At 46.4% G+C, this 19,910-nt stretch carries 17 protein-coding genes and 1 other annotated feature; of the genes, 1 reads left to right on the top strand and 16 read right to left on the bottom strand.

The features are described 5' to 3' along the window. Positions 1-31 precede the first annotated feature (31 nt). Positions 32-256 carry a DNA-directed RNA polymerase subunit omega gene (gene rpoZ, locus SporoP33_RS14100; RefSeq protein WP_081244315.1) on the bottom strand — a complete coding sequence of 75 codons (225 nt, stop codon included), beginning with the start codon at positions 254-256 and terminating at the stop codon, positions 32-34. A 3-nt stretch (positions 257-259) separates the two neighbouring features. Then, entirely contained in the window at positions 260-877 is a 618-nt protein-coding gene (gene gmk, locus SporoP33_RS14095) for a guanylate kinase (RefSeq protein ID WP_081244314.1), read from the bottom strand. Between the two features lie 341 nt (positions 878-1,218). Between gmk and SporoP33_RS14090 the strand changes: the two genes are divergently transcribed. Further along, on the top strand, positions 1,219-2,901 hold the full coding sequence (locus SporoP33_RS14090; RefSeq protein WP_081244313.1) for an Rqc2 family fibronectin-binding protein: 1,683 nt from the start codon (positions 1,219-1,221) through the stop codon (positions 2,899-2,901). An 80-nt stretch (positions 2,902-2,981) separates the two neighbouring features. On the opposite strand, the gene pyrE is transcribed toward SporoP33_RS14090, so the two are convergent. The 14 genes from pyrE to SporoP33_RS14015 form a co-directional block, all read right to left on the bottom strand. Beyond that, positions 2,982-3,611 carry an orotate phosphoribosyltransferase gene (gene pyrE, locus SporoP33_RS14085; RefSeq protein ID WP_081244312.1) on the bottom strand — a complete coding sequence of 210 codons (630 nt, stop codon included), beginning with the start codon at positions 3,609-3,611 and terminating at the stop codon, positions 2,982-2,984. Beyond that, positions 3,608-4,321 (bottom strand): orotidine-5'-phosphate decarboxylase, encoded by a 714-nt coding sequence (pyrF, locus tag SporoP33_RS14080; RefSeq protein ID WP_081244311.1) that lies wholly within the window; start codon positions 4,319-4,321, stop codon positions 3,608-3,610. Before pyrF ends, pyrE begins: the two co-directional genes overlap by 4 nt. Next, complete coding sequence (locus SporoP33_RS14075) at positions 4,318-5,232, bottom strand: dihydroorotate dehydrogenase (protein ID WP_081244310.1); 915 nt, start codon at positions 5,230-5,232, stop codon at positions 4,318-4,320. Before SporoP33_RS14075 ends, pyrF begins: the two co-directional genes overlap by 4 nt. Continuing rightward, positions 5,229-6,008 carry a dihydroorotate dehydrogenase electron transfer subunit gene (locus SporoP33_RS14070; RefSeq protein ID WP_081244309.1) on the bottom strand — a complete coding sequence of 260 codons (780 nt, stop codon included), beginning with the start codon at positions 6,006-6,008 and terminating at the stop codon, positions 5,229-5,231. The genes SporoP33_RS14075 and SporoP33_RS14070 overlap by 4 nt, the downstream gene beginning before the upstream one ends. Further along, positions 6,005-9,202 carry a carbamoyl-phosphate synthase large subunit gene (gene carB, locus SporoP33_RS14065; RefSeq protein WP_081244308.1) on the bottom strand — a complete coding sequence of 1,066 codons (3,198 nt, stop codon included), beginning with the start codon at positions 9,200-9,202 and terminating at the stop codon, positions 6,005-6,007. Before carB ends, SporoP33_RS14070 begins: the two co-directional genes overlap by 4 nt. Then, positions 9,195-10,295, bottom strand: coding sequence for a carbamoyl phosphate synthase small subunit (locus tag SporoP33_RS14060; RefSeq protein WP_081244307.1), 1,101 nt, complete (start codon positions 10,293-10,295; stop codon positions 9,195-9,197). Before SporoP33_RS14060 ends, carB begins: the two co-directional genes overlap by 8 nt. Continuing rightward, positions 10,295-11,572, bottom strand: coding sequence for a dihydroorotase (locus SporoP33_RS14055; RefSeq protein ID WP_081244306.1), 1,278 nt, complete (start codon positions 11,570-11,572; stop codon positions 10,295-10,297). Before SporoP33_RS14055 ends, SporoP33_RS14060 begins: the two co-directional genes overlap by 1 nt. 1 nt (position 11,573) lies before the next feature. Further along, the gene (locus tag SporoP33_RS14050; RefSeq protein ID WP_081244305.1) at positions 11,574-12,452 is read right to left on the bottom strand and encodes an aspartate carbamoyltransferase catalytic subunit; all 879 of its coding nucleotides are present in this window, start codon (positions 12,450-12,452) and stop codon (positions 11,574-11,576) included. Between the two features lie 63 nt (positions 12,453-12,515). Beyond that, complete coding sequence (locus SporoP33_RS14045) at positions 12,516-13,802, bottom strand: uracil-xanthine permease family protein (protein WP_081244304.1); 1,287 nt, start codon at positions 13,800-13,802, stop codon at positions 12,516-12,518. Between the two features lie 21 nt (positions 13,803-13,823). Next, the gene (gene pyrR, locus SporoP33_RS14040; protein ID WP_081244303.1) at positions 13,824-14,372 is read right to left on the bottom strand and encodes a bifunctional pyr operon transcriptional regulator/uracil phosphoribosyltransferase PyrR; all 549 of its coding nucleotides are present in this window, start codon (positions 14,370-14,372) and stop codon (positions 13,824-13,826) included. A gap of 227 nt (positions 14,373-14,599) precedes the next feature. Continuing rightward, positions 14,600-15,505: an RluA family pseudouridine synthase gene (locus tag SporoP33_RS14035; RefSeq protein WP_081244302.1), complete on the bottom strand. Its 906-nt coding sequence runs from the start codon at positions 15,503-15,505 to the stop codon at positions 14,600-14,602. Beyond that, on the bottom strand, positions 15,505-15,981 hold the full coding sequence (gene lspA, locus SporoP33_RS14030) for a signal peptidase II (protein ID WP_081244301.1): 477 nt from the start codon (positions 15,979-15,981) through the stop codon (positions 15,505-15,507). Before lspA ends, SporoP33_RS14035 begins: the two co-directional genes overlap by 1 nt. Positions 15,982-16,117: 136 nt before the next feature. After that, positions 16,118-18,877: an isoleucine--tRNA ligase gene (gene ileS / locus SporoP33_RS14025; protein ID WP_081244300.1), complete on the bottom strand. Its 2,760-nt coding sequence runs from the start codon at positions 18,875-18,877 to the stop codon at positions 16,118-16,120. Between the two features lie 143 nt (positions 18,878-19,020). Then, positions 19,021-19,235: a binding site (T-box leader), on the bottom strand. Positions 19,236-19,278: 43 nt separating this feature from the next. Next, entirely contained in the window at positions 19,279-19,845 is a 567-nt protein-coding gene (locus tag SporoP33_RS14015) for a DivIVA domain-containing protein (protein ID WP_081244298.1), read from the bottom strand. Between the last annotated feature and the right edge of the window lie 65 nt (positions 19,846-19,910).

Here is a 19,910-nt window from a genome sequence, read left to right as displayed (position 1 = left end):
GGATTCTTAGGGAGTTGTTTTTTATTTCAAATCATACTTCATCTTCATAAACAATGGATTCGTCTGCTTTTTCATTGATCAGAATCCCTGCCGCTACTTCTTCGAGGGATCTGCCGACACTTTTTACCGAACGGTACGTGCCAAGTAATTCGTTTTTCTTTTCCTGCATTTCACGTGCGCGTTTTGCTGCCAGTGTAACGAGTGTATATTTAGAATCAACTTTTCCTTTTAGTGAATCAACTGATGGATATAACATAGTTTATTCTCCCTCCAACATTTGTAAGTATCTCTCTTCTACACGTTCTCTTCTGCAATGCTCTGCCGTAACAATCGCATTGATCCGATCACATGCTTTGGAGACCTCGTCGTTTTCTACTACATAATCGTACAGGTGCATCATTTCCAGTTCTTCTCTCGCTTTTAACACACGGTCAGCAATAATGTCAGATGCTTCTGTACCTCTTCCGATCAAACGGGTTTCCAGATCGCTTAAGCTTGGAGGTGCAAGGAAAATGAAAAGGCCGTTCGGTACTTTTTCACGCACTTGCGCTGCACCGACTACTTCAATTTCCAGGAATACATCGCGGCCTGCATCCAATGTTGCGTTGACATAGTCAAGCGGAGTTCCATAGTAGTTTCCTACGTATTCTGCGTATTCAAGCAGTTTGCCTTCGCCGATCATTTCTTCAAATACCTCTTTTGAGCGGAAGAAGTAGTCGACGCCGTCCACTTCCCCTTCCCGCGGGTTTCTGGTGGTCATGGATATGGAATATTCGTAATTAGTATCCGGGCTTGAGAAAAGTTCTTTCCGAACGGTTCCCTTTCCGACGCCGGATGGACCAGAAAGGACGATTAGGAGTCCTCGATGTTTGTACATGTAATCCCTCTTTGTATATGTATTCATTCGCACGTCATACCTCTGATGCGCCGTTGATTTGCGCTTCAGGCGGACGCTTTCCCGAGGGCGTGGCCCGAGCCGCTTCCCTCAATTCGTTCAGTCCAGGGTCTCGAACTCACGCTAATCCTCCGGGAGTCGCCGCCTTACGCTCCAATCAACTGGAGACGCTTCTAAACATAGAACTTTAACAAGAAAGTCAATTTACTACTTGAATTTTATCGTTAAACTGAAAAGGCCCATGTGTGCAATCTGTTCATATTATACCATAATCATACGATGAGTGCTAAAATGGAACAAAACGAAATGAAAGAGGAATCCGTATGGCATTTGATGGTTTATTTACGAAAGCTATAGTAAGCGAACTGCAGCAACTGAAGACTGGCCGGATTTCGAAGATTCATCAGCCGAACTCACAGGAAATTATATTCCAGATCCGGGCCAACAATAAAAATCATAAATTATTAGTATCGCTGCACCCTTCTTTTTCGCGTCTGCAGCTGACCGATGAGGTATTAACTAATCCGCAGGAGCCCCCTTTATTTTGCATGGTGCTGCGAAAACAGCTCGAAGGCGGAATGATTACGTCAATCAAACAGCATGAAACAGACCGCATTGTAACTATTAGTGTCCAGGCACGAAATGAACTGGGTGATCAGATTGAACGGAAGCTCGTCATCGAGATTATGGGCCGGCACAGTAATTTAATTTTACTGGATGCATCGCGTGATATGATTATCGACAGTATGAAACACTTGCCGCCTTCCGTAAACAGTTATCGGACCGTATTACCCGGACAGCCTTATATTCCGGCACCGCCGCAAGATAAATTGAATCCTTTTGAAGTAACAGAAACTGAATTCAGCGAAATTGCAGGCACACTGCAAGAGCCAAAAGATATCGTGCGCCGATTTGCCGGTTTTTCTCCACTGACCGCGGCGGAACTGCTGTACCGTTTGGATAATCAAGCCTCATTCAGCATTTGGCAGTCGTTTCTGCAAAGCTTCTCTGCCGAATCAATGAAACCGACTGTCGTGGAAAATGACAGAAAGACCGTATTTTCCGCGGTGGAACTTACACACGCAGAAGGTACTGCACAGTCATTTTCCACACTGGGCGACCTGCTTGATAAGGTATACTTTGCCCGCGCGGAACGGGAACGGGTAAAATCGCAGGCAATCGACCTGGAACGCTGGTTATCAAATGAAATTGCTAAACTAGAAAACAAAATGAAGAAACTGCAAAAAGAACAGGAAACAGCACAGGATCTTGATACATTAAAGCTGTACGGTGAACTATTGACAGCAAACAGTTATATGCTGCAAAAAGGTGATAAAGAAGTGACGGTGGACAATTACTATGAACAAGGCACCGTTGTCACTATCCCGCTTGATCCGAGAAAATCGCCAATCGATAATGCGCAGCGCTATTTCTCACGCTATTCAAAAGCTAAAACAGCTCTCGTCCGGATAGCAGAGCAGCTGGAAAAAACTAAAGACGATATTGAATACTTCGAAATGGTCAGACAGCAAGTGTACCAAGCTTCCCCCATTGATATAGAAGAAATACGTGAAGAACTGGTGGAGCTCGGATTTATGCGTGCAAGAAAAAGCAAAAAGAAAGTCAAAGCGAAGAAGCCGAAGCCGGAATCATTCGTATCGTCTGCCGGCATCCCGATCTCCGTCGGAAAAAATAATAAACAAAATGATTATTTGACTTTCAAACTGTCAGCCCGGGATCATATATGGCTACACACGAAAGATATCCCCGGCTCCCACGTTGTCATACATGACGCCGAACCGGATGCACAGACGATTGAAGAAGCTGCGGGACTTTCCGCTTACTTCAGTAAAGCAAGGGAGTCCTCCTCTGTACCTGTCGATTACACAGCAGTCCGTCACGTAAAGAAACCTTCAGGCGCCAAACCTGGCTTCGTCATTTACTTTGAACAGAAAACAGTATTTGTTACGCCGGATGAAGATTTAGTGCGGAAACTGCGGAAATAAAAATGAGAGAGAACAGTTAATCGGTCTTCTAATCTTTCTATCCAATAAAAAACGGTCCCCGTCATGGGAACCGTTTTTTTTTACAGTGTGCCTGCTTTAAGTTTCGTATGCCAGTCCATCAATTCTTTCATAGACTCTTCCTTAATCGCGCCTTCTTCTTTCGCCACTTCTGCCAGCGCAGCGAAATTCGTTAAGCTGTGATACGAAAGGTTGGCTTCTGCGAATTTTTCATCCGCTTTTTGCAATTCGTATGTAAAAATCGAAACAATGCCGCTCACTTCTACGCCTTCTGAAAGAAGTGCATTCGCTGCGTTCAAGCTGCTGCCGCCGGTTGAAATCAAATCTTCAATAATAACTGCTTTTGCGTCCGGCTCGATTTTACCTTCGATTTGACGGCTTTTACCATGCGCTTTTGCAGTGGAGCGAATGTAAACCATCGGCAATTTTAAAATATCAGCCACCCATGCTGCGTGCGGAATACCTGCAGTTGCAGTACCTGCGATCACTGTAGCTTCAGGGTAGTGTACACGAATCAATGCCGCAAGACCTTCTGCAATTTCTTTGCGTCCTACAGGATCTGCCATTGTCAGGCGGTTATCACAATAGATAGGTGATTGGATTCCTGAAGCCCACGTGAACGGCTCCTCAGGGTTCAGCGCTACTGCACCTACATTGAGCAGGATTTGTGCTGTCTCTTTTTCTCTGTTCATGAAGTGATTCCCTCCCACAATGTGTTAACTTTTTGATACGCTTCAAGCGGATTGACGGCACCTGTGATGGCACGGCCGACGACAATATGCGTCGAGCCTTCCTGCCATGCTTTTGCAGGGGTCGCCACGCGCTTCTGATCATGGACATCGCCTTGTGCAAGGCGGATACCTGGCGTTACTTTGAAAAACTCCTTGCCGCATACTTCCTCAATGATTTTTGCTTCTTGCACCGAGCAGACAACCCCGTCCAAATGAGCGGATGAAGCCAACATTGCATAATGTTCGACAGACTCTCGAAGCGGCACACTGATCAATTGCTCTTCCCTCACCTGACGTTCGTCGGTAGATGTCAGCTGGGTAACAGCAAGCAATGCAGGACGCTGCGCACCTGCCGCTGTACCTGCATCCAAGCCTTCTAATGCCGCTTCCATCATTGCCTTGCCTCCCGCCGCGTGGACGTTGACCATATCCACTTCCAGTGAAGCCAAAACTTTCATCGCAGATTTCACAGTGTTTGGAATGTCATGCAATTTCAAGTCCAGAAAGATGGAATATCCTTCTTCCTTCAATCGTGCAATCATGGCGGGGCCTTCTTTATAATATAATTCCATTCCTACTTTGACATTGACCGAGTGATCAAATGCTTGCAGAAAGTCGAATGTTTTTTCAGCTGAATCAAAATCTAGCGCGATAATTGGGGAGCGGTTCATACGCGATGACTCCTTCCGATCAATTCTGAAATATGGTCTATTCCCAGTTCATCCAATTTTGCAGGCAACTGGTCAATAATAGCAGGACAGACAAACGGATCTACGAAGTTTGCAGTCCCTACCGCCACTGCACTGGCGCCGACTGATAAAAAGTCCACGACATCTTGGACGCAAGTGACGCCGCCCATCCCAATGATCGGAATATTGACGACCTGGCTCACTTCATAGACCATGCGGATTGCCACAGGTTTCACAGCTGGCCCGGATAATCCGCCGGTTTTGTTGGCAATGACCGGCTTTCCTGTCTTCTCGTCCAGACGCATACCGACCAATGTATTGATCATAGTAATACCGTCTGCCCCGCCCGCTTCCACAGCCACTGCCATCGCTTGAATATCAGTGACGTTCGGCGACAGTTTCACATATACGGGGACGGATGAAACGGCCTTAACAGCCGCTGTTAATTGCTTCGCTACTTCCGGATCTGTTCCAAATGCAATGCCGCCGCATTTGACGTTTGGGCAGGAGATATTCAGTTCTAACGCATGGACATTTGGCGCCTTTGAAAGTTCTTTCGCCACTTCCACATAGTCCGCAGTTTCAGATCCCGCCACATTCGCGATGATCGGCACATCGAATTTCTCCAGCCACGGAAGTTCATTATCCAGCACGCCTTGTAATCCCGGATTTTGAAGCCCGATAGCATTCAGCATGCCGGCTGCCGTCTCCGCAACACGCGGTGTCGGATTGCCGTAACGTGTTTCTTGTGTCGTCGCTTTAATCATGATAGCGCCCAGCTTTGAAAGATCATATAGATTGCCGTACTCTTTACCGAAACCGAAACAGCCGGATGCCGGCATGATTGGATTTTTCAATTCGAGTCCCGGCAATGTAATCGCCAGTCTGTTCATATCTGCACCACCCCTGCCGGAAATACTGGACCATCTGAACATACTTTGACATACGCTTTATCCGAAGCGTTTTCATTCGTATGGCAGACACAGGCGAAACAAGCACCTATACCGCAGCCCATACGCTGTTCAAATGATAAAAATCCTTTTTTATGGACATATGCTTTTTGTACTGCATCAAGCATCGGCATAGGTCCGCAGCTGTAAAATGTTTCAAAGTCGTCAGATAATCCGCTCATCACATTCGTAACAAACCCTTTTGTTCCGTTACTTCCGTCTACGGTTGCGATATGCGTTTCACCCAATGATGCAAATTCTTCTTCATAGAAAACGACGGAGTCAGTCTCGAAGCCGAGAATGTGGATGCAGTTTACACCTTTTGCCGTGAGCTGTTTGGACAACTCATACAATGGAGGCACGCCGATTCCGCCGCCGATTAATACAGCGGTTTGCCCTGCTGCAGTTTCTTCAACCGGAAAACCGTTTCCAAGGGGGCCAAGCACATTGACCGTGTCTCCCTCTCTTTTTTCGGACAGGAGTGAAGTTCCACGTCCTTCTGCCCGGTAGATAATAGTCATTTCATTTAGTTCCGGATTAATTTCCGCTATTGAAATCGGGCGTCTCAGTAATGGTTCAAATGAATCCGATACGCGGATATGGACAAACTGGCCCGGAGAAGTAATTTCTCCGACCAGCTCGCCTGTAAGCTTCATCTCAAAAATATTTTTCGCGATTTCCTGCTGCGATCCGACGGTCATCAAGTCCTGGATGATCATTGAACCACCTGCGGCTGCGGCATTGCTTCCGTCTGGAACGTCATCGATTCAATCACAGACAGCATGGCTGCTGCTGTATCAATAGACGTTAAGCAAGGAACGCCATTTTCCACTGTTTCCCGGCGGATTCTGAAACCATCACGTGCAGGCTGTTTCCCTTTAGTCAGTGTATTGATGACCAACTGCGCCTGTCCTTTTTGAATGACATCGATCAGCGTCAAACCTTCTGTGCCGATTTTACCGACGGTTTTCACTTCGATGTTTTCGGCTTCAAGTGCTTTAGCCGTGCCTTCTGTTGCCATAATGCGGTAGCCGATGTCAATGAAGCGCTTTGCTATTTCAACGATTTCTTCTTTATCTTTGTCAGATACTGTCATTAAGACTGTACCATATTCTTTTACTTCCATACCCGCAGCCACCAGGCCTTTGTATAAGGCTTTTTCCAAAGTGCTGTCTTTCCCCATAACTTCCCCTGTTGATTTCATCTCGGGTCCGAGTGTAATATCTACACGGCGAAGCTTGGCGAATGAGAATACCGGCACTTTTACATAGACTCCGGCCGGCGCTTCTGCCAGACCTCCTGCAAAGCCTTGTTCTGCAATCGACTTGCCCAGAATAGATTGAGTCGCCACATTTGCCATCGGAATATTCGTGATTTTACTCAAGAACGGCACCGTACGGCTCGAACGCGGATTGACTTCAATGACATATACTTGGCCTTCTGAAATGACGAACTGGATATTCAACAGCCCGCGGATATTTAATCCAAGTGCTAAACGTGTTGTGTAATCCGTAATTGTCTCAATCATCGACTGTGACAGGTTTTGCGGCGGATACACAGCAATCGAGTCTCCGGAGTGAACACCCGCGCGTTCAATATGTTCCATGATGCCCGGGATCAATACCGTTTCACCGTCACAGATCGCATCCACTTCGATTTCAGTTCCCGTCAAGTAACGGTCAATCAGTACAGGATGTTCAGGGCTCGCTTTTACCGCGTTCTCCATATAGTGAAGCAATTCTTCTTCATGGTAGACGATTTCCATCGCGCGTCCGCCAAGTACATATGAAGGTCGCACGAGAACCGGATACCCGATTTCAGTTGCAATGACAACTGCTTCAGGGACAGACAGTGCTGTCTTTCCAAGCGGCTGGGGTACGCCGATTTCATGCAGCGCACGCTCAAACTTGTCGCGGTTTTCTGCACGGTCAATATCATCCAATGAAGTTCCAAGAATCGTTACGCCGCGTGCTTCCAGTTCATCCGCCAAGTTGATGGCAGTCTGGCCGCCGAATTGTACAATAACACCTTCAGGCTGCTCGAGATCAATGATGTGCATAACATCTTCAATTGTCAGCGGCTCAAAATAAAGCTTGTCAGAGATGGAGAAGTCCGTTGAAACGGTTTCCGGATTGTTGTTTACAATAATCGCTTCATATCCCGCTTCCTGGATTGCCCATACACAGTGCACTGTGGCATAGTCGAACTCTACGCCCTGACCGATGCGGATCGGGCCTGAGCCTAATACAACCACACTCTTCTTATCTGTTTTTATAGATTCATTTTCTTCTTCATAAGTGCCGTAGAAGTAAGGTGTGTCTGACTCATACTCCCCTGCACATGTATCGACTTTTTTATAGACAGGAGTCATTTCCTGTTCTTTTCTCCAGCTGTATACTTCACGTTCTGTTGTGTTCCATAGTTTCGCAATCGTCACATCTGCAAATCCGAGGCGTTTTGCTTTGTATGCAACAGCCGAATCATATGGGTGATCTTTCAGCGTTTCTTCATAACGAATGATATTGTCGAATTTACGCAGGAAGAATAAATCAATTGCGCTCCATTCGTGCAATGTTTCGATAGTTACACCGCGTCGCAATGCTTCGCCGATAAAGAACAGACGCTCGTCCCCCGCTTTACGGATACGCTTTTCAATCCATTCATCTGACATCTCACCGCCCCCTGGAAGTGACAGATCAAACTGACCTGTTTCCAATGAACGGACTGCTTTCATAATGGATTCTTCAAATGTACGGCCCATTGCCATGACTTCGCCTGTTGCCTTCATTTGTGTGCCAAGGTTACGCTTAGCCGATTCAAATTTATCGAAAGGCCAGCGCGGGATTTTCGTTACTACATAGTCAAGTGTCGGCTCAAAGCAGGCATATGTATTGCCTGTTACAGGATTCATCATTTCATCAAGCGTCAAACCGACAGCAATTTTTGCCGCAAGTTTTGCGATTGGATAACCCGTCGCTTTGGATGCCAGAGCAGACGAACGGCTGACACGCGGATTCACTTCAATGATGTAATAATCAAAACTGTCCGGGTCAAGCGCCAGCTGTACGTTACAGCCGCCTTCAATTTTCAGTTTGCGAATAATATTCAATGAAACATTGCGCAGCATCTGATTTTCACGGTCTGTTAACGTCTGGCATGGTGCCGTTACGATAGAATCACCAGTGTGGATCCCCACAGCATCGACGTTCTCCATATTACATACGACAATTGCATTATCTGCTGAGTCACGCATTACTTCATATTCAATTTCCTTGAAGCCCGCGATGGATTTTTCCAATAGACATTGTGTAACCGGGCTGTATTTTAACCCGCTCGCAACGATTTCTTCCAAGTCTTCATCGTTGTAGCAGATTCCTCCGCCGGTTCCGCCTAATGTGAAGGCAGGACGTACGATGACAGGATAGCCAATTTCATTGACGAACGCATACGCCTCATCCAGATTATGGATGATTTCACTTTCTGGAACAGGTTCTCCCATTTCATTCATCAATGTACGGAATAAGTCGCGGTCTTCTGCTTTATGAATGGCATCCAGCTTCGTGCCAAGGATCTCAATTCCCAGTTCATCAAGAATGCCTGATTCATGCAGTTCAATTGCCATGTTCAGTCCAGTTTGTCCGCCAAGTGTAGCGAGCAATGCATCGGGACGCTCTTTACGGATGATGCGGCTGACGAATTCCAGTGTGATGGGTTCAATATAAACTTTGTCGGCAATTTCCGTATCTGTCATGATAGTGGCAGGGTTAGAGTTGATCAGAATGACACGGTACCCCTCTTCTTTCAGTGACAGACATGCTTGTGTGCCTGCATAGTCAAATTCTGCTGCTTGGCCAATAACAATCGGGCCGGAACCAATAACAAGAATGGATTTAATATCAGTACGTTTAGGCATTAGTATTCTCCTTTCGGTTGCTTGCAGTCATTAATTGAATGAAACGTTCAAACAGATAGCTGGAATCCTGAGGTCCCGGTGATGCTTCAGGATGGAATTGTACAGAGAATGCTTCCAGCTGTTCGCTGCGAAGACCTTCTACGCAATTATCATTCAGGGCTCTATGTGTTACTTCAAGGCCAGTGCCTTCTAAAGAGTCTTCCAGCACTTCATAACCATGGCTCTGAGATGTCAGGTCTGTACGGTTTGTGTTCAGGTCTTTTACCGGGTAATTGCCGCCGATATGGCTGTTTGTCATTTTTGCAGTTTTGGCACCGCAGGCAAGCGCGAGCAATTGGTGGCCAAGTCCGATGCCGAAGATCGGTTTTTTGCCAAGCAATTCTTTAATAGTTTCTACTGCGCCTTCAACATCTTCAGGGTTGCCGGGGCCATTCGACAGAAGAATTCCATCCGGGAATAATGCCTGAATTTGTTTTGCTGATGTATCGTAAGGCACGACAATTACGTCGCAGTCCTTTTTATTTAACTCGCGTAAAATACCGTGTTTGATGCCGTAGTCAATAGCTACAACGCGTTTGCCCAAGCCCGGGCTCGGGTACGGACGCTTCGTGGATACTTTTGCCACCAAATCTTTTGGCAGTTCGTATTGCTGAAGCTCTGCAACTGTTGCATCTGTATCGATGTCTTCTCCTGCGGCAGTCAGTTTCCCCCGCAGTGCGCCTTTCTCACGCAGCAGACGTGTCAGTTTGCGCGTATCAATTTCCTGAATACCCGGAATACCTTTTAACGTAAGCAAGTCTCCGAGTGTCATGCCGCTGCGGAAGTTGGAAGGCTCATCCGCCAGTTCTCTGACAACCAGACCGTTGATAGCAAGATCGATGGATTCATAGTCATCCCGGTTAATACCGTAGTTACCGATTAACGGATATGTCATGACAAGTATTTGTCCGCATCCTGATGGGTTGGAGATTGTTTCTTGATAGCCTGTCATTCCAGTGGCAAATACTGCCTCTCCCACTGAAGCATTGTCTGCCCCAAATGCCTTACCTTCAAAAATAGAGCCGTCTTCTAATACTAAGTATCTTTTTTTCATCATTGACCATCCTTCCACACGATGTTTCCACCGAAAATTGTCATTGCAGGCCATCCCGCGCACTCCACGCCGTCAAATGGTGTGTTCTTCCCTTTTGAAACAAATGTCGTACGGTCGATTTTCTGCTGTTTTTCCAAATCAATCAATACCAGATCCGCTTCAGCACCCACTTCAAGTCTTCCGTATGGCAAGTTGAAAACTTCTGCCGGCTTGACTGTCATCCAGTCCAGCAATTGCTTCAGCGTCCAATGTCCAGGCTTGACGAAGTTTGTATATAGCAGCGGGAATGCTGTTTCAAACCCTGTAATACCGAATGGTGCTTTTGCGATCCCGACTGCCTTTTCATCCGCTGTATGCGGTGCATGATCTGTCGCGATACAATCCAGTGTGCCATCCATTAATCCTTCACGCAGTGCGTCACGGTCTTCGACGGAACGAAGCGGCGGATTCATCTTCCAATCTGCGTCGTCACCGGGCACATCATCTTCTGTCAGCAATAAGTGGTGCGGGCTGACTTCCCCTGTCACACGAATACCTGCTTTTTTTGCATCCCGGATTGTGCGCACAGACTCCTTTGTACTGACGTGGCATACGTGGTAATGTGCGCCAGCTGCTTCCGCAAGCAGAATATCCCGTGCGATATGTACGGATTCCGCAATAGAAGGAATTCCCGGCAAGCCCAGCTCTTTATTGCGCTTTCCTTCGTGCATGGCGCCGCCGTAGATTAATGTATTATCCTCACAGTGCGCAACAATCGGCATATCGATTGCGGCAGCATCCTGCATTGCTTCATACATCATGCCGGCCTCCTGTACCCCTACTCCGTCATCTGTAAAAGCAAAGGCGCCATGTTCTTTTAATTCAGAAAGATTTGTGCGTTCTTTTCCCGCTTCTCTAATCGTAATAGAGGCATAAGGAAGCACGCGGATTTTTGCATTGTTTTCAATTAATGTATTTATCTTTTCAAGATTTTCTTTTGTATCGGGTACAGGGCGTGTGTTGGGCATTGCACAGATTGTCGTATAACCGCCTTTTGCTGCTGCATATGTACCTGTTTCGATTGTTTCTTTATGTTCGCCGCCCGGCTCGCGTAAGTGTACGTGCACATCGATGAAGCCAGGTGATACGAGAAGCCCTTTACCTTCAATCACTTCACAGCCGTCTGTTGCCAGCCCGCTGCCGATTTCTGCAATTTTTCCGTCTTGGATCCGGATATCCGTTTCGACCATTCCGCCTTCTTCATTGACCATTTGCACTTGTTGAATTAACGTGTTCATATTACTTCCGTCCCTTCAAAATAAGTTCTAGAACAGCCGCCCGAATATAGACGCCGTTTTCTACCTGTTTAAAAATACGTGATTGCGGACTTTCTATTAAACAATCTGCTATTTCCACGTCCCGGTTTACCGGAGCAGGGTGCATAATGATTGCGCCTTTTTTCATCTTGGCTGCACGCTCTACGGTCAGACCGTATTGCTCGTGATAGGCAGCTTTCGTATACGCCATTTCTGTATTGTGACGCTCGTGCTGTACGCGCAGAAGCATGACTACATCGCTCGTTTCAATAACCTCGTCCCAATTATCCACACTGTCAAATTCTCCTGCCCATTCAGGCGGGCAAAGGAAGGTGACTTCTGCACCAAGTTTTCGCAAAGCTTCTGCATTTGAACGGGCTACCCGGCTGTGGGCAATATCTCCCGCAATCAGAACCTTCAACCCTTCAAATCCGCCAAATTCTTCCTGTATGGTGAACAGGTCCAGCAGAGACTGCGTAGGGTGCTGACCTGATCCGTCGCCTGCATTGATGATGGCCACGTTTGTCCGTTCGATTAATTCTTCATAGAAGCCATCGGAAGGATGACGGATCACAAGTGCATCCAACCCAATTGCTTCCAATGTTCTAATCGTATCATATAAAGTTTCCCCTTTTAGAGTGCTGGAAAAACTCGTTTCAAACGGGATGATTTGCGCGCCTACTTTTCGTTCCGCCATTTCAAAGCTAGTTTTCGTTCTGGTGCTCGGTTCAAAAAACAAGTTACTTACGGTGTAAGTACCCGGTAATTCACGGAAGCCCAGCCGCTTGAAAATTGCTGCCCGGTCAAGTATGAGCATAATTTCTTCAACTGTCAGGTCTTTCATAGAAACTAAATGTTCCATCGGATGTTCCCCCTTCACGAAGTGCAGGCACTGCTATTGGTACTGCTGTATTCCATCTGTTTTTTATTCTTCCTCATCCATTAATGTGTCGTTTGTTTTACCCGGCAGCACCAGATTCAGCAAGACGCCGACGATTGCCGCAAGCGCCATCCCGCCAACTTGGAACGTAGGGCTGATGTTAATTGTTGCGCCGCCAATGCCGATGACTAAAATGATGGATGCGATCACCAGATTCCGCTGGTTATCAAAATCAATTTTATGGTCAATCAGCATACGAATTCCCGATGATGCGATGATTCCGAATAACAGGATGGAGATTCCGCCCAGTACTGCTGCAGGAATCGTTGCAATGAGCGCCATGACTTTCCCTACGAAAGAAAACATAATGGCGAATACTGCTGCTCCTAAAATGACGTACACACTGTATACTTTTGTAATCGCGAGGACACCGATGTTTTCTCCATAGGTAGTTTTTGGCGGTCCTCCGACCATTCCGCTGATCAGTGTGCCCAAACCATCACCAAGCAGTGATCTGTGCAATCCTGGGTTTTCAATATAATTTCGTTCCACCACTTTCCCCAGTACTAACTGATGCCCTATATGTTCAGAAATGGTGACGATCGCTATTGGCACCATAATAATGAGCAATGTCGGTGTGACGGCAAACTCGTAATCAATTCCCGGAATCAGCATCTCCGGTACAGCAAACCATTCCGCTTCTGCCACCTTTGTGAAATCGAGGATTCCTACGAAGGCGGAGTAGATGTAGCCAACGATAATGCCTATCAGAACCGGCATCAGGCTGATAATCCCTTTAAAGAACATCAGGCAGAACACTGCTGACCCGAGTGTGACAAGAGCAGCGGAAAAATGCAATCCGCTGTATATTTCTTCTTCACCGACCGTAATCATGCTTGCCATATTGACCGCAGTCGGTGCAAGTGCCAATCCGATGACCATGATGACCGGTCCGACTACAATCGGCGGCAGTAATTTCATAATCCATTTATATCCGGTCTTATAAATCAGCAGCGAGACAAGTGCATACACAAGGGCTACGAACATGCTTCCGATCATCGCACTGCCGATGCCGCCCGTCTGCGTCGCCATCTGGATCGGGACGATAAAGGCGAATGAAGAGCCGAGATACGCAGGAACTTGGAACTTCGTAACGAGAATGAATATGATTGTTGCTATTCCGCTTGTTAAAAGCGCGATTGCGGGGCTTAGGCCTACCAGCTGCGGAACTAATATTGTTGCGCCGAACATAGCGAACATATGCTGTAAACTTAATATCACCCAGCGCCCCGGCTGAGGTTTTTCATGTACATCTAATACTTTACCGTTCATCTGTCTGTTTCCCCCAGCTGCTTATAGTGTGCGTGTATGAATTGCCACGCCGTCGCGGTCGTCTGTTTCCATCATGCTGACAACAACCCGTTCATCGCTTGAAGTCGGAATGTTCTTTCCTACAAAATCCGGCCGAATCGGCAGTTCACGGTGCCCCCTGTCGACAAGAACTGCCAGCTGAATGGAAGAAGGTCTGCCGAGATCCATGATGGCATCCAATGCTGCCCGTACGGTTCTGCCTGTGTAGAGGACATCATCTACAAGGATGACTTTCTGATTCGCCACGTCATGTTCGATATTCACTTGCTGTACAAATGCTTCTCCCTGCTGATGCTTTAATTGAAGATCGTCCCGGTACAATGTGATGTCAAGCTCGCCCGTTTTAATGGGTTTGCCTTCAATTTGTTCGATTTTGTCTGACAGCCGTTTAGCCAATATTGCACCTCTTGTTTTAATGCCGACCAAAATACACTGATCGATGCCTCTGTTCTTTTCAATAATCTCATGTGCAATACGTGTGACGGCCCGTCCGATAGCTTGCTCATCCAGTATTGCTGCTTTTTCAGCCATATCAATGAATCCCCTTTCGATTCCATCTTTTATTCATAAAAAAACCCTCCGGTCAGAAGAGACCGGAGGGCAGACGTGCAGAAAAAAGCATACATCGATTCCTGCCGCAGCAGGCCATCATGTAATTCCGTGCAACCTTCCCAGCCTCTCTGGACTGACTTTAAAGGTATCGCTATTCAATTGCTTTATAGAGTATACATCTTACCCTAAGAGTTTGTCAATGCATATTAGGCACGTAATTCATTTAATAATTTTTGATAACTTTCCGGCAGGGGTGCGGTAAACTCCAGATACTCATCCGTTACAGGATGCTGAAATCCAATTGTTCCCGCATGCAATACTTGTCCACCGAAATCAATGGTTTTCCTTGGACCATATTTCGGATCACCTACAAGCGGATGGCCGATATATTTCATATGCACGCGGATCTGATGGGTTCTGCCTGTTTCCAGCCGGCACTCCACCAATGTATAGGTTCCGAAACGTTCCAATACTTTAAAGTGCGTCACAGCATGTTTGCCGTCATCGACAACCGCCATTCTCTGACGATCACGTTTATCCCGTCCGATTGGCGCATCAATTGTTCCGTTATCATGCGGAATATGTCCGTGAACCAGGGCCGTATAGACACGGGTGACTGATTTGGCAACGAGCTGATTAACGAGCGAGACATGGGCTTTATCATTTTTCGCTACCATCAATAAACCTGATGTGTCTTTATCAATTCGATGAACAATGCCGGGACGCATTACACCATTAATACCTGACAAATCTGTAATCTGATACATTAACCCATTGACAAGCGTGCCGCTGAGATGACCGGGCGACGGATGAACTACCATTCCGACCGGCTTATTGACAATTAACACATCCTGATCTTCGTAGACAATCTCTACATTCAGATTTTCAGGCTCCACGTCATACGCTTCTGCTTCAGGCTGCTCGACAGCCACGATATCTCCTGTCTTCACTTTATAATTCGATTTGACTGAACTGCCGTTTACTTTTACACGCTCTTCTTTCACCCATAATTGGATTTGGGTGCGCGACCAGTCAGGCTGCAGGACAGCTATCGCCTTGTCGATCCGATTACCGGTTTGTTCTTCTGTAATTTCATATTCAAATCTTTCCATTACGACACCTTTTTCTTTTTCTTTTTCTCATCAAGCAGCACATGCAGCAGAATGAGTGCGACAGCTATAGTCAGTGCGGCATCTGCCACATTAAATATCGGAAAATCATAATTAATAACAGGAATTAAGACACTGATGAAATCTACTACTTCTCCTCTTAGCAGCCGGTCGATAAAGTTCCCGATCGCACCGCCGAGCAGCAGCATCAGACTGATGCCTAACAGCCGATCTTTCTTTCCTTCTGTATGGAAAAAATAAATAATAGCTCCTACTACGACAATCGTTACGATGAAGAACAGCCACATCTTTCCTTCAAGCATGCCCCAGGCCGCACCGCGGTTACGGTGAGACAGCAGCGCAATATAAGGATCCAGAACAGAGATATGTTCCCCCAACTCCATATTTTTTACAACCAGCCATTTTGTCAGCTGATCCAGGCCGATGACCAGTACAGCCACTGCATAATAAACGATCACTTCATTACCCTCCGTCCGGCAAATTTCTTCTTTAGTTTACCACAAAATGTACCCTTCATTGCATTTACCGGTCCTGTCATGTAAAAAAAGCAGCCATCATCATCCAGGGATAATGATGGCTGCGCATCAGGATTGCTTACGCATAGTTCTCTTTCACAACAGTTGCGCATCGTGTGCACAATGTCGGATGAGCTGTATCTTCTCCAACTGTCTTGGAGATCGTCCAGCAGCGTTCACATTTTTCGCCTTCAGCAGGTTCAACCAGAACCGTTGCCCGATCCAGTTTCAAAGCATTAGGCAATCCTTCATCCGCGCTTTCTTCAAACGCAGAAACGATAAAGAATTGTGCAAAATCAATGTCTTCAGCTTCCAGAATACCGCGCTCAGCTTCAGGTAATACGACTGTCACTTTGGCTTCCAGTGACTTACCGATTACTTTTGCATTTCGTGCTTCTTCCAGCGCTTTTAAGACATCATCACGGATATCCATCAAGTTATCGAAACGTTCACGAAGTTTGTCTGCCGCTTCGCCTTTGTGATCAGCTTCCGGCATATCCGTCAACTGGACACTTTCCGCTTCTTCAAAAGCAAGGTTCTTCCACATCTCATCTGCAGTATGCGGCAAAATTGGTGTGATCAGCTTCACCATTGTGATCAGTGTATCGTACATCACTGATTGCATCGCGCGCCGATGCGGGTGATCCGCAGCTTCAATGTACACTACGTCTTTTGCGATATCCAAGTAGAATGAGCTGAGTACACCCGTACAGAAATTATTGATCGCATGGTAAACAACCGGGAATTCATACTGCTCATACGCAGTAAGCACTTCTTCAATCAAATCTTGAAGCTTCACATAGACGTATTGATCGACTGGACGCATATCATCGAAAGCCACACGGTTTGCCGACGGGTTAAAGTCCGCCACGTTACCGTGCAGGAAGCGTACTGTGTTCCGAATCTTCCGGTATACTTCTGAAACCTGTTTGAAGTTTGAATCGGATACACGTACGTCTGCTGTATAGTCAACAGACGATACCCATAGACGCACAATATCGGCGCCCAGCTGATTGATGACTTTTGCCGGAACGATTACATTACCTAAAGATTTACTCATCTTGCGGCCGTCTTTATCTAATGTAAAGCCGTGGCTCAAAACACCTTTATACGGTGCAATACCGTTGATCGCTACGCTTGTCGTCAATGAAGAGTTGAACCATCCGCGGTATTGGTCAGATCCTTCAAGGTATAAATCGGCCGGGTACCGCAGATCATCCCGCTCCTCAAGTACACCCTGATGCGTCGTACCGGAGTCAAACCAGACGTCCATGATGTCCGTCTCTTTCGTAAACTCGCCGTTTGGACTTCCTTCATGCGTGAAGCCTTCAGGCAATAGCTCTTTGGCAGAACGCTCAAACCAGATATTCGATCCGTTCTCACGGAACAGGTCCGCCACATGGCTGATCGTTTCATCTGTCAGAATTGCTTCGCCGTTTTCCGCATAGAAGACCGGAATCGGAACTCCCCATACCCGCTGACGGGAAATACACCAGTCGCCCCGGTCACGGACCATATTGTACAGACGTGTTTCACCCCAAGATGGCGTGAATTTTGTATTGCGGATCGCTTCCAGCAGATCACTTCTGAATAATTCAATCGAAGCGAACCACTGTGCTGTGGCGCGGAAGATCACAGGTTTCTTTGTGCGCCAGTCATGCGGATAAGAGTGAGTGAAGAACGACAGCTTTTGAAGTGCCCCGACTTCTTTCAGCTTCTCGGTTACCGCTTTATTCGCATCTTCATAGAACAATCCTTCGAAGTATGGTGCTTCTTCCGTCATAACACCGCGATCATTGATTGGAGACAATGCATCGATTCCATACGCCTTTGATACGTAGAAGTCATCTTCACCATGCCCAGGCGCCGTGTGGACACAGCCAGTACCTGCATCAGCCGTGACATGTTCGCCAAGCATAACCAGTGAATCCCGGTCATAGAATGGGTGTCTTGCTGCAATTCGGTCAAGATCAGCACCCTGTACTTCTTTCTCAATAGAATAGTCTTCCCATTCTAATTCTTTTGCTAAATATTCCACTAAGTCCTTTGCTGCCACAAATTTCTCGCCATTCACTTTCACAACTGCATAAGTGAATGCAGGATGTACGGAAATTCCCAAGTTTGCCGGAATTGTCCAAGGAGTTGTTGTCCAGATCAGGAATTTTACATCTTCATCCAGCACACCTTTTCCGTCCCGGATCAGGAAGCTGACATAAATCGACGGAGACTTTTTATCTTGATATTCAATTTCTGCTTCAGCCAATGCAGATTCACTTGACGGTGACCAGTACACCGGCTTCAGACCTTTGTAGATATATCCCTTTTTTGCCATCTCGCCAAATACTTGAATCTGACGGGATTCAAATTCAGGCTTCAATGTGATATACGGATTATCCCAGTCTCCGCGGACACCGAGACGTTTGAACTGCGTACGCTGGTTATCGATTTGATTAAGCGCATACTCTTCACACATTTTACGGAATTCCGCAGTGCTCATTTTCTTGCGGTCGACCCCTTTATTGACCAAAGCCTGCTCGATCGGCAGACCGTGCGTATCCCATCCCGGAACATATGGCGCATGGAATCCTGACATGGATTTATAACGGATAATAAAGTCTTTTAATATTTTGTTGAGTGCGTGGCCCATATGCAAATCACCATTTGCGTATGGCGGGCCGTCATGCAGCACGAAAAACGGACGGCCTGCTGTGCGCTCCTGTACTTTCTGATAAATATTTTTCTCGTTCCATTCTTCCTGCATCTTCGGTTCGTTATTCGGCAAGTTTCCGCGCATTGGGAAGTCTGTTTTCGGCATTAGTAATGTATCTTTATATTCCATTGTAATTCCTCCTTAAATTATGTGAGTTTCAATCGTGCTGTGTTTGAAGAGCAACGTCAGGCTTGGGCCGTTTCTAAACTCCATGGCCCGTTGAACACGAACGCTGTCTGCTGCTTTTTTAATAAACAAAAAACCCCATCCCAAAAAGGGACGAGGCTTATTCTCGCGGTACCACCCTACTTGCAATTGCATACACAATTGCCGCTTAGACACTGGTAACGGCAGTGTAACCGGGGCTCCGCATAAAACAAAGTCCAGCTCAGGAGTGATTTTCCTTGCTGCTTCTCCGCCGGGCTTTCACCATCCCCGGCTCGCTTTGGGTAAAGTCAGTAAGTACTCTTTCCTTCAACGCTTCATTATAACGATTTAGTTGTCATTATAAAAAATGTGTTCGGAAGTTGTCAAGCCTCTTCCACTTTCTCAGGTTTCACTTCATCCAGACTGTCCACATCGGGTATGTCTAATTCTTGCTCTGCCACATTTTCTACACTGGACGTATCAAGCTCATACTTCAACAGCTCGTCCCAGTCTTCTGTGTTGATCATATCCAGCTGCGCTTCGACCATCATCTTAAAACGGCTCTTGAAAACTTTGGACTGCTTTTTCAGCACTTCTACTTCCAGTGCAATTTTTCTCGCCTGGGACAGTGCGTCATTAATCAGACGATCCGCATTTTTTTCTGCTTCCGAAATAATTAACTTAGATTCCTGAACAGAATTTTTACGAACATCTTCCGCAGCTTCCTGTGCAATCAAAATGGACTTTTGCATCGTTTCTTCAATCATATTGAAATGACTGATCTTTACTTCGTGATCTGCAACCTTTTTTTCTAGTTCTTCATTTTTTTTCAGGACGTTTTCATAATCTTTCATGAGCTGCTCAAGGAACTCATTGACTTCATCTTCATCGTAGCCGCGAAACTTTGTGTTAAACGTTTTATTATGTATATCCGTAGGGGTTAAAGCCATAATACGCTTTCTCCTTTCAGTATGCTGTATCAACTTGCATTGTAATCATCTATACTACTTGATTA

It is taken from the genome of Sporosarcina sp. P33 (genome assembly GCF_002077155.1).
Taxonomy (GTDB): domain Bacteria; phylum Bacillota; class Bacilli; order Bacillales_A; family Planococcaceae; genus Sporosarcina.
The sequence above is the reverse complement of the archived record's forward strand: the minus strand, read 5'-3'. Positions and strand labels throughout refer to the sequence as shown.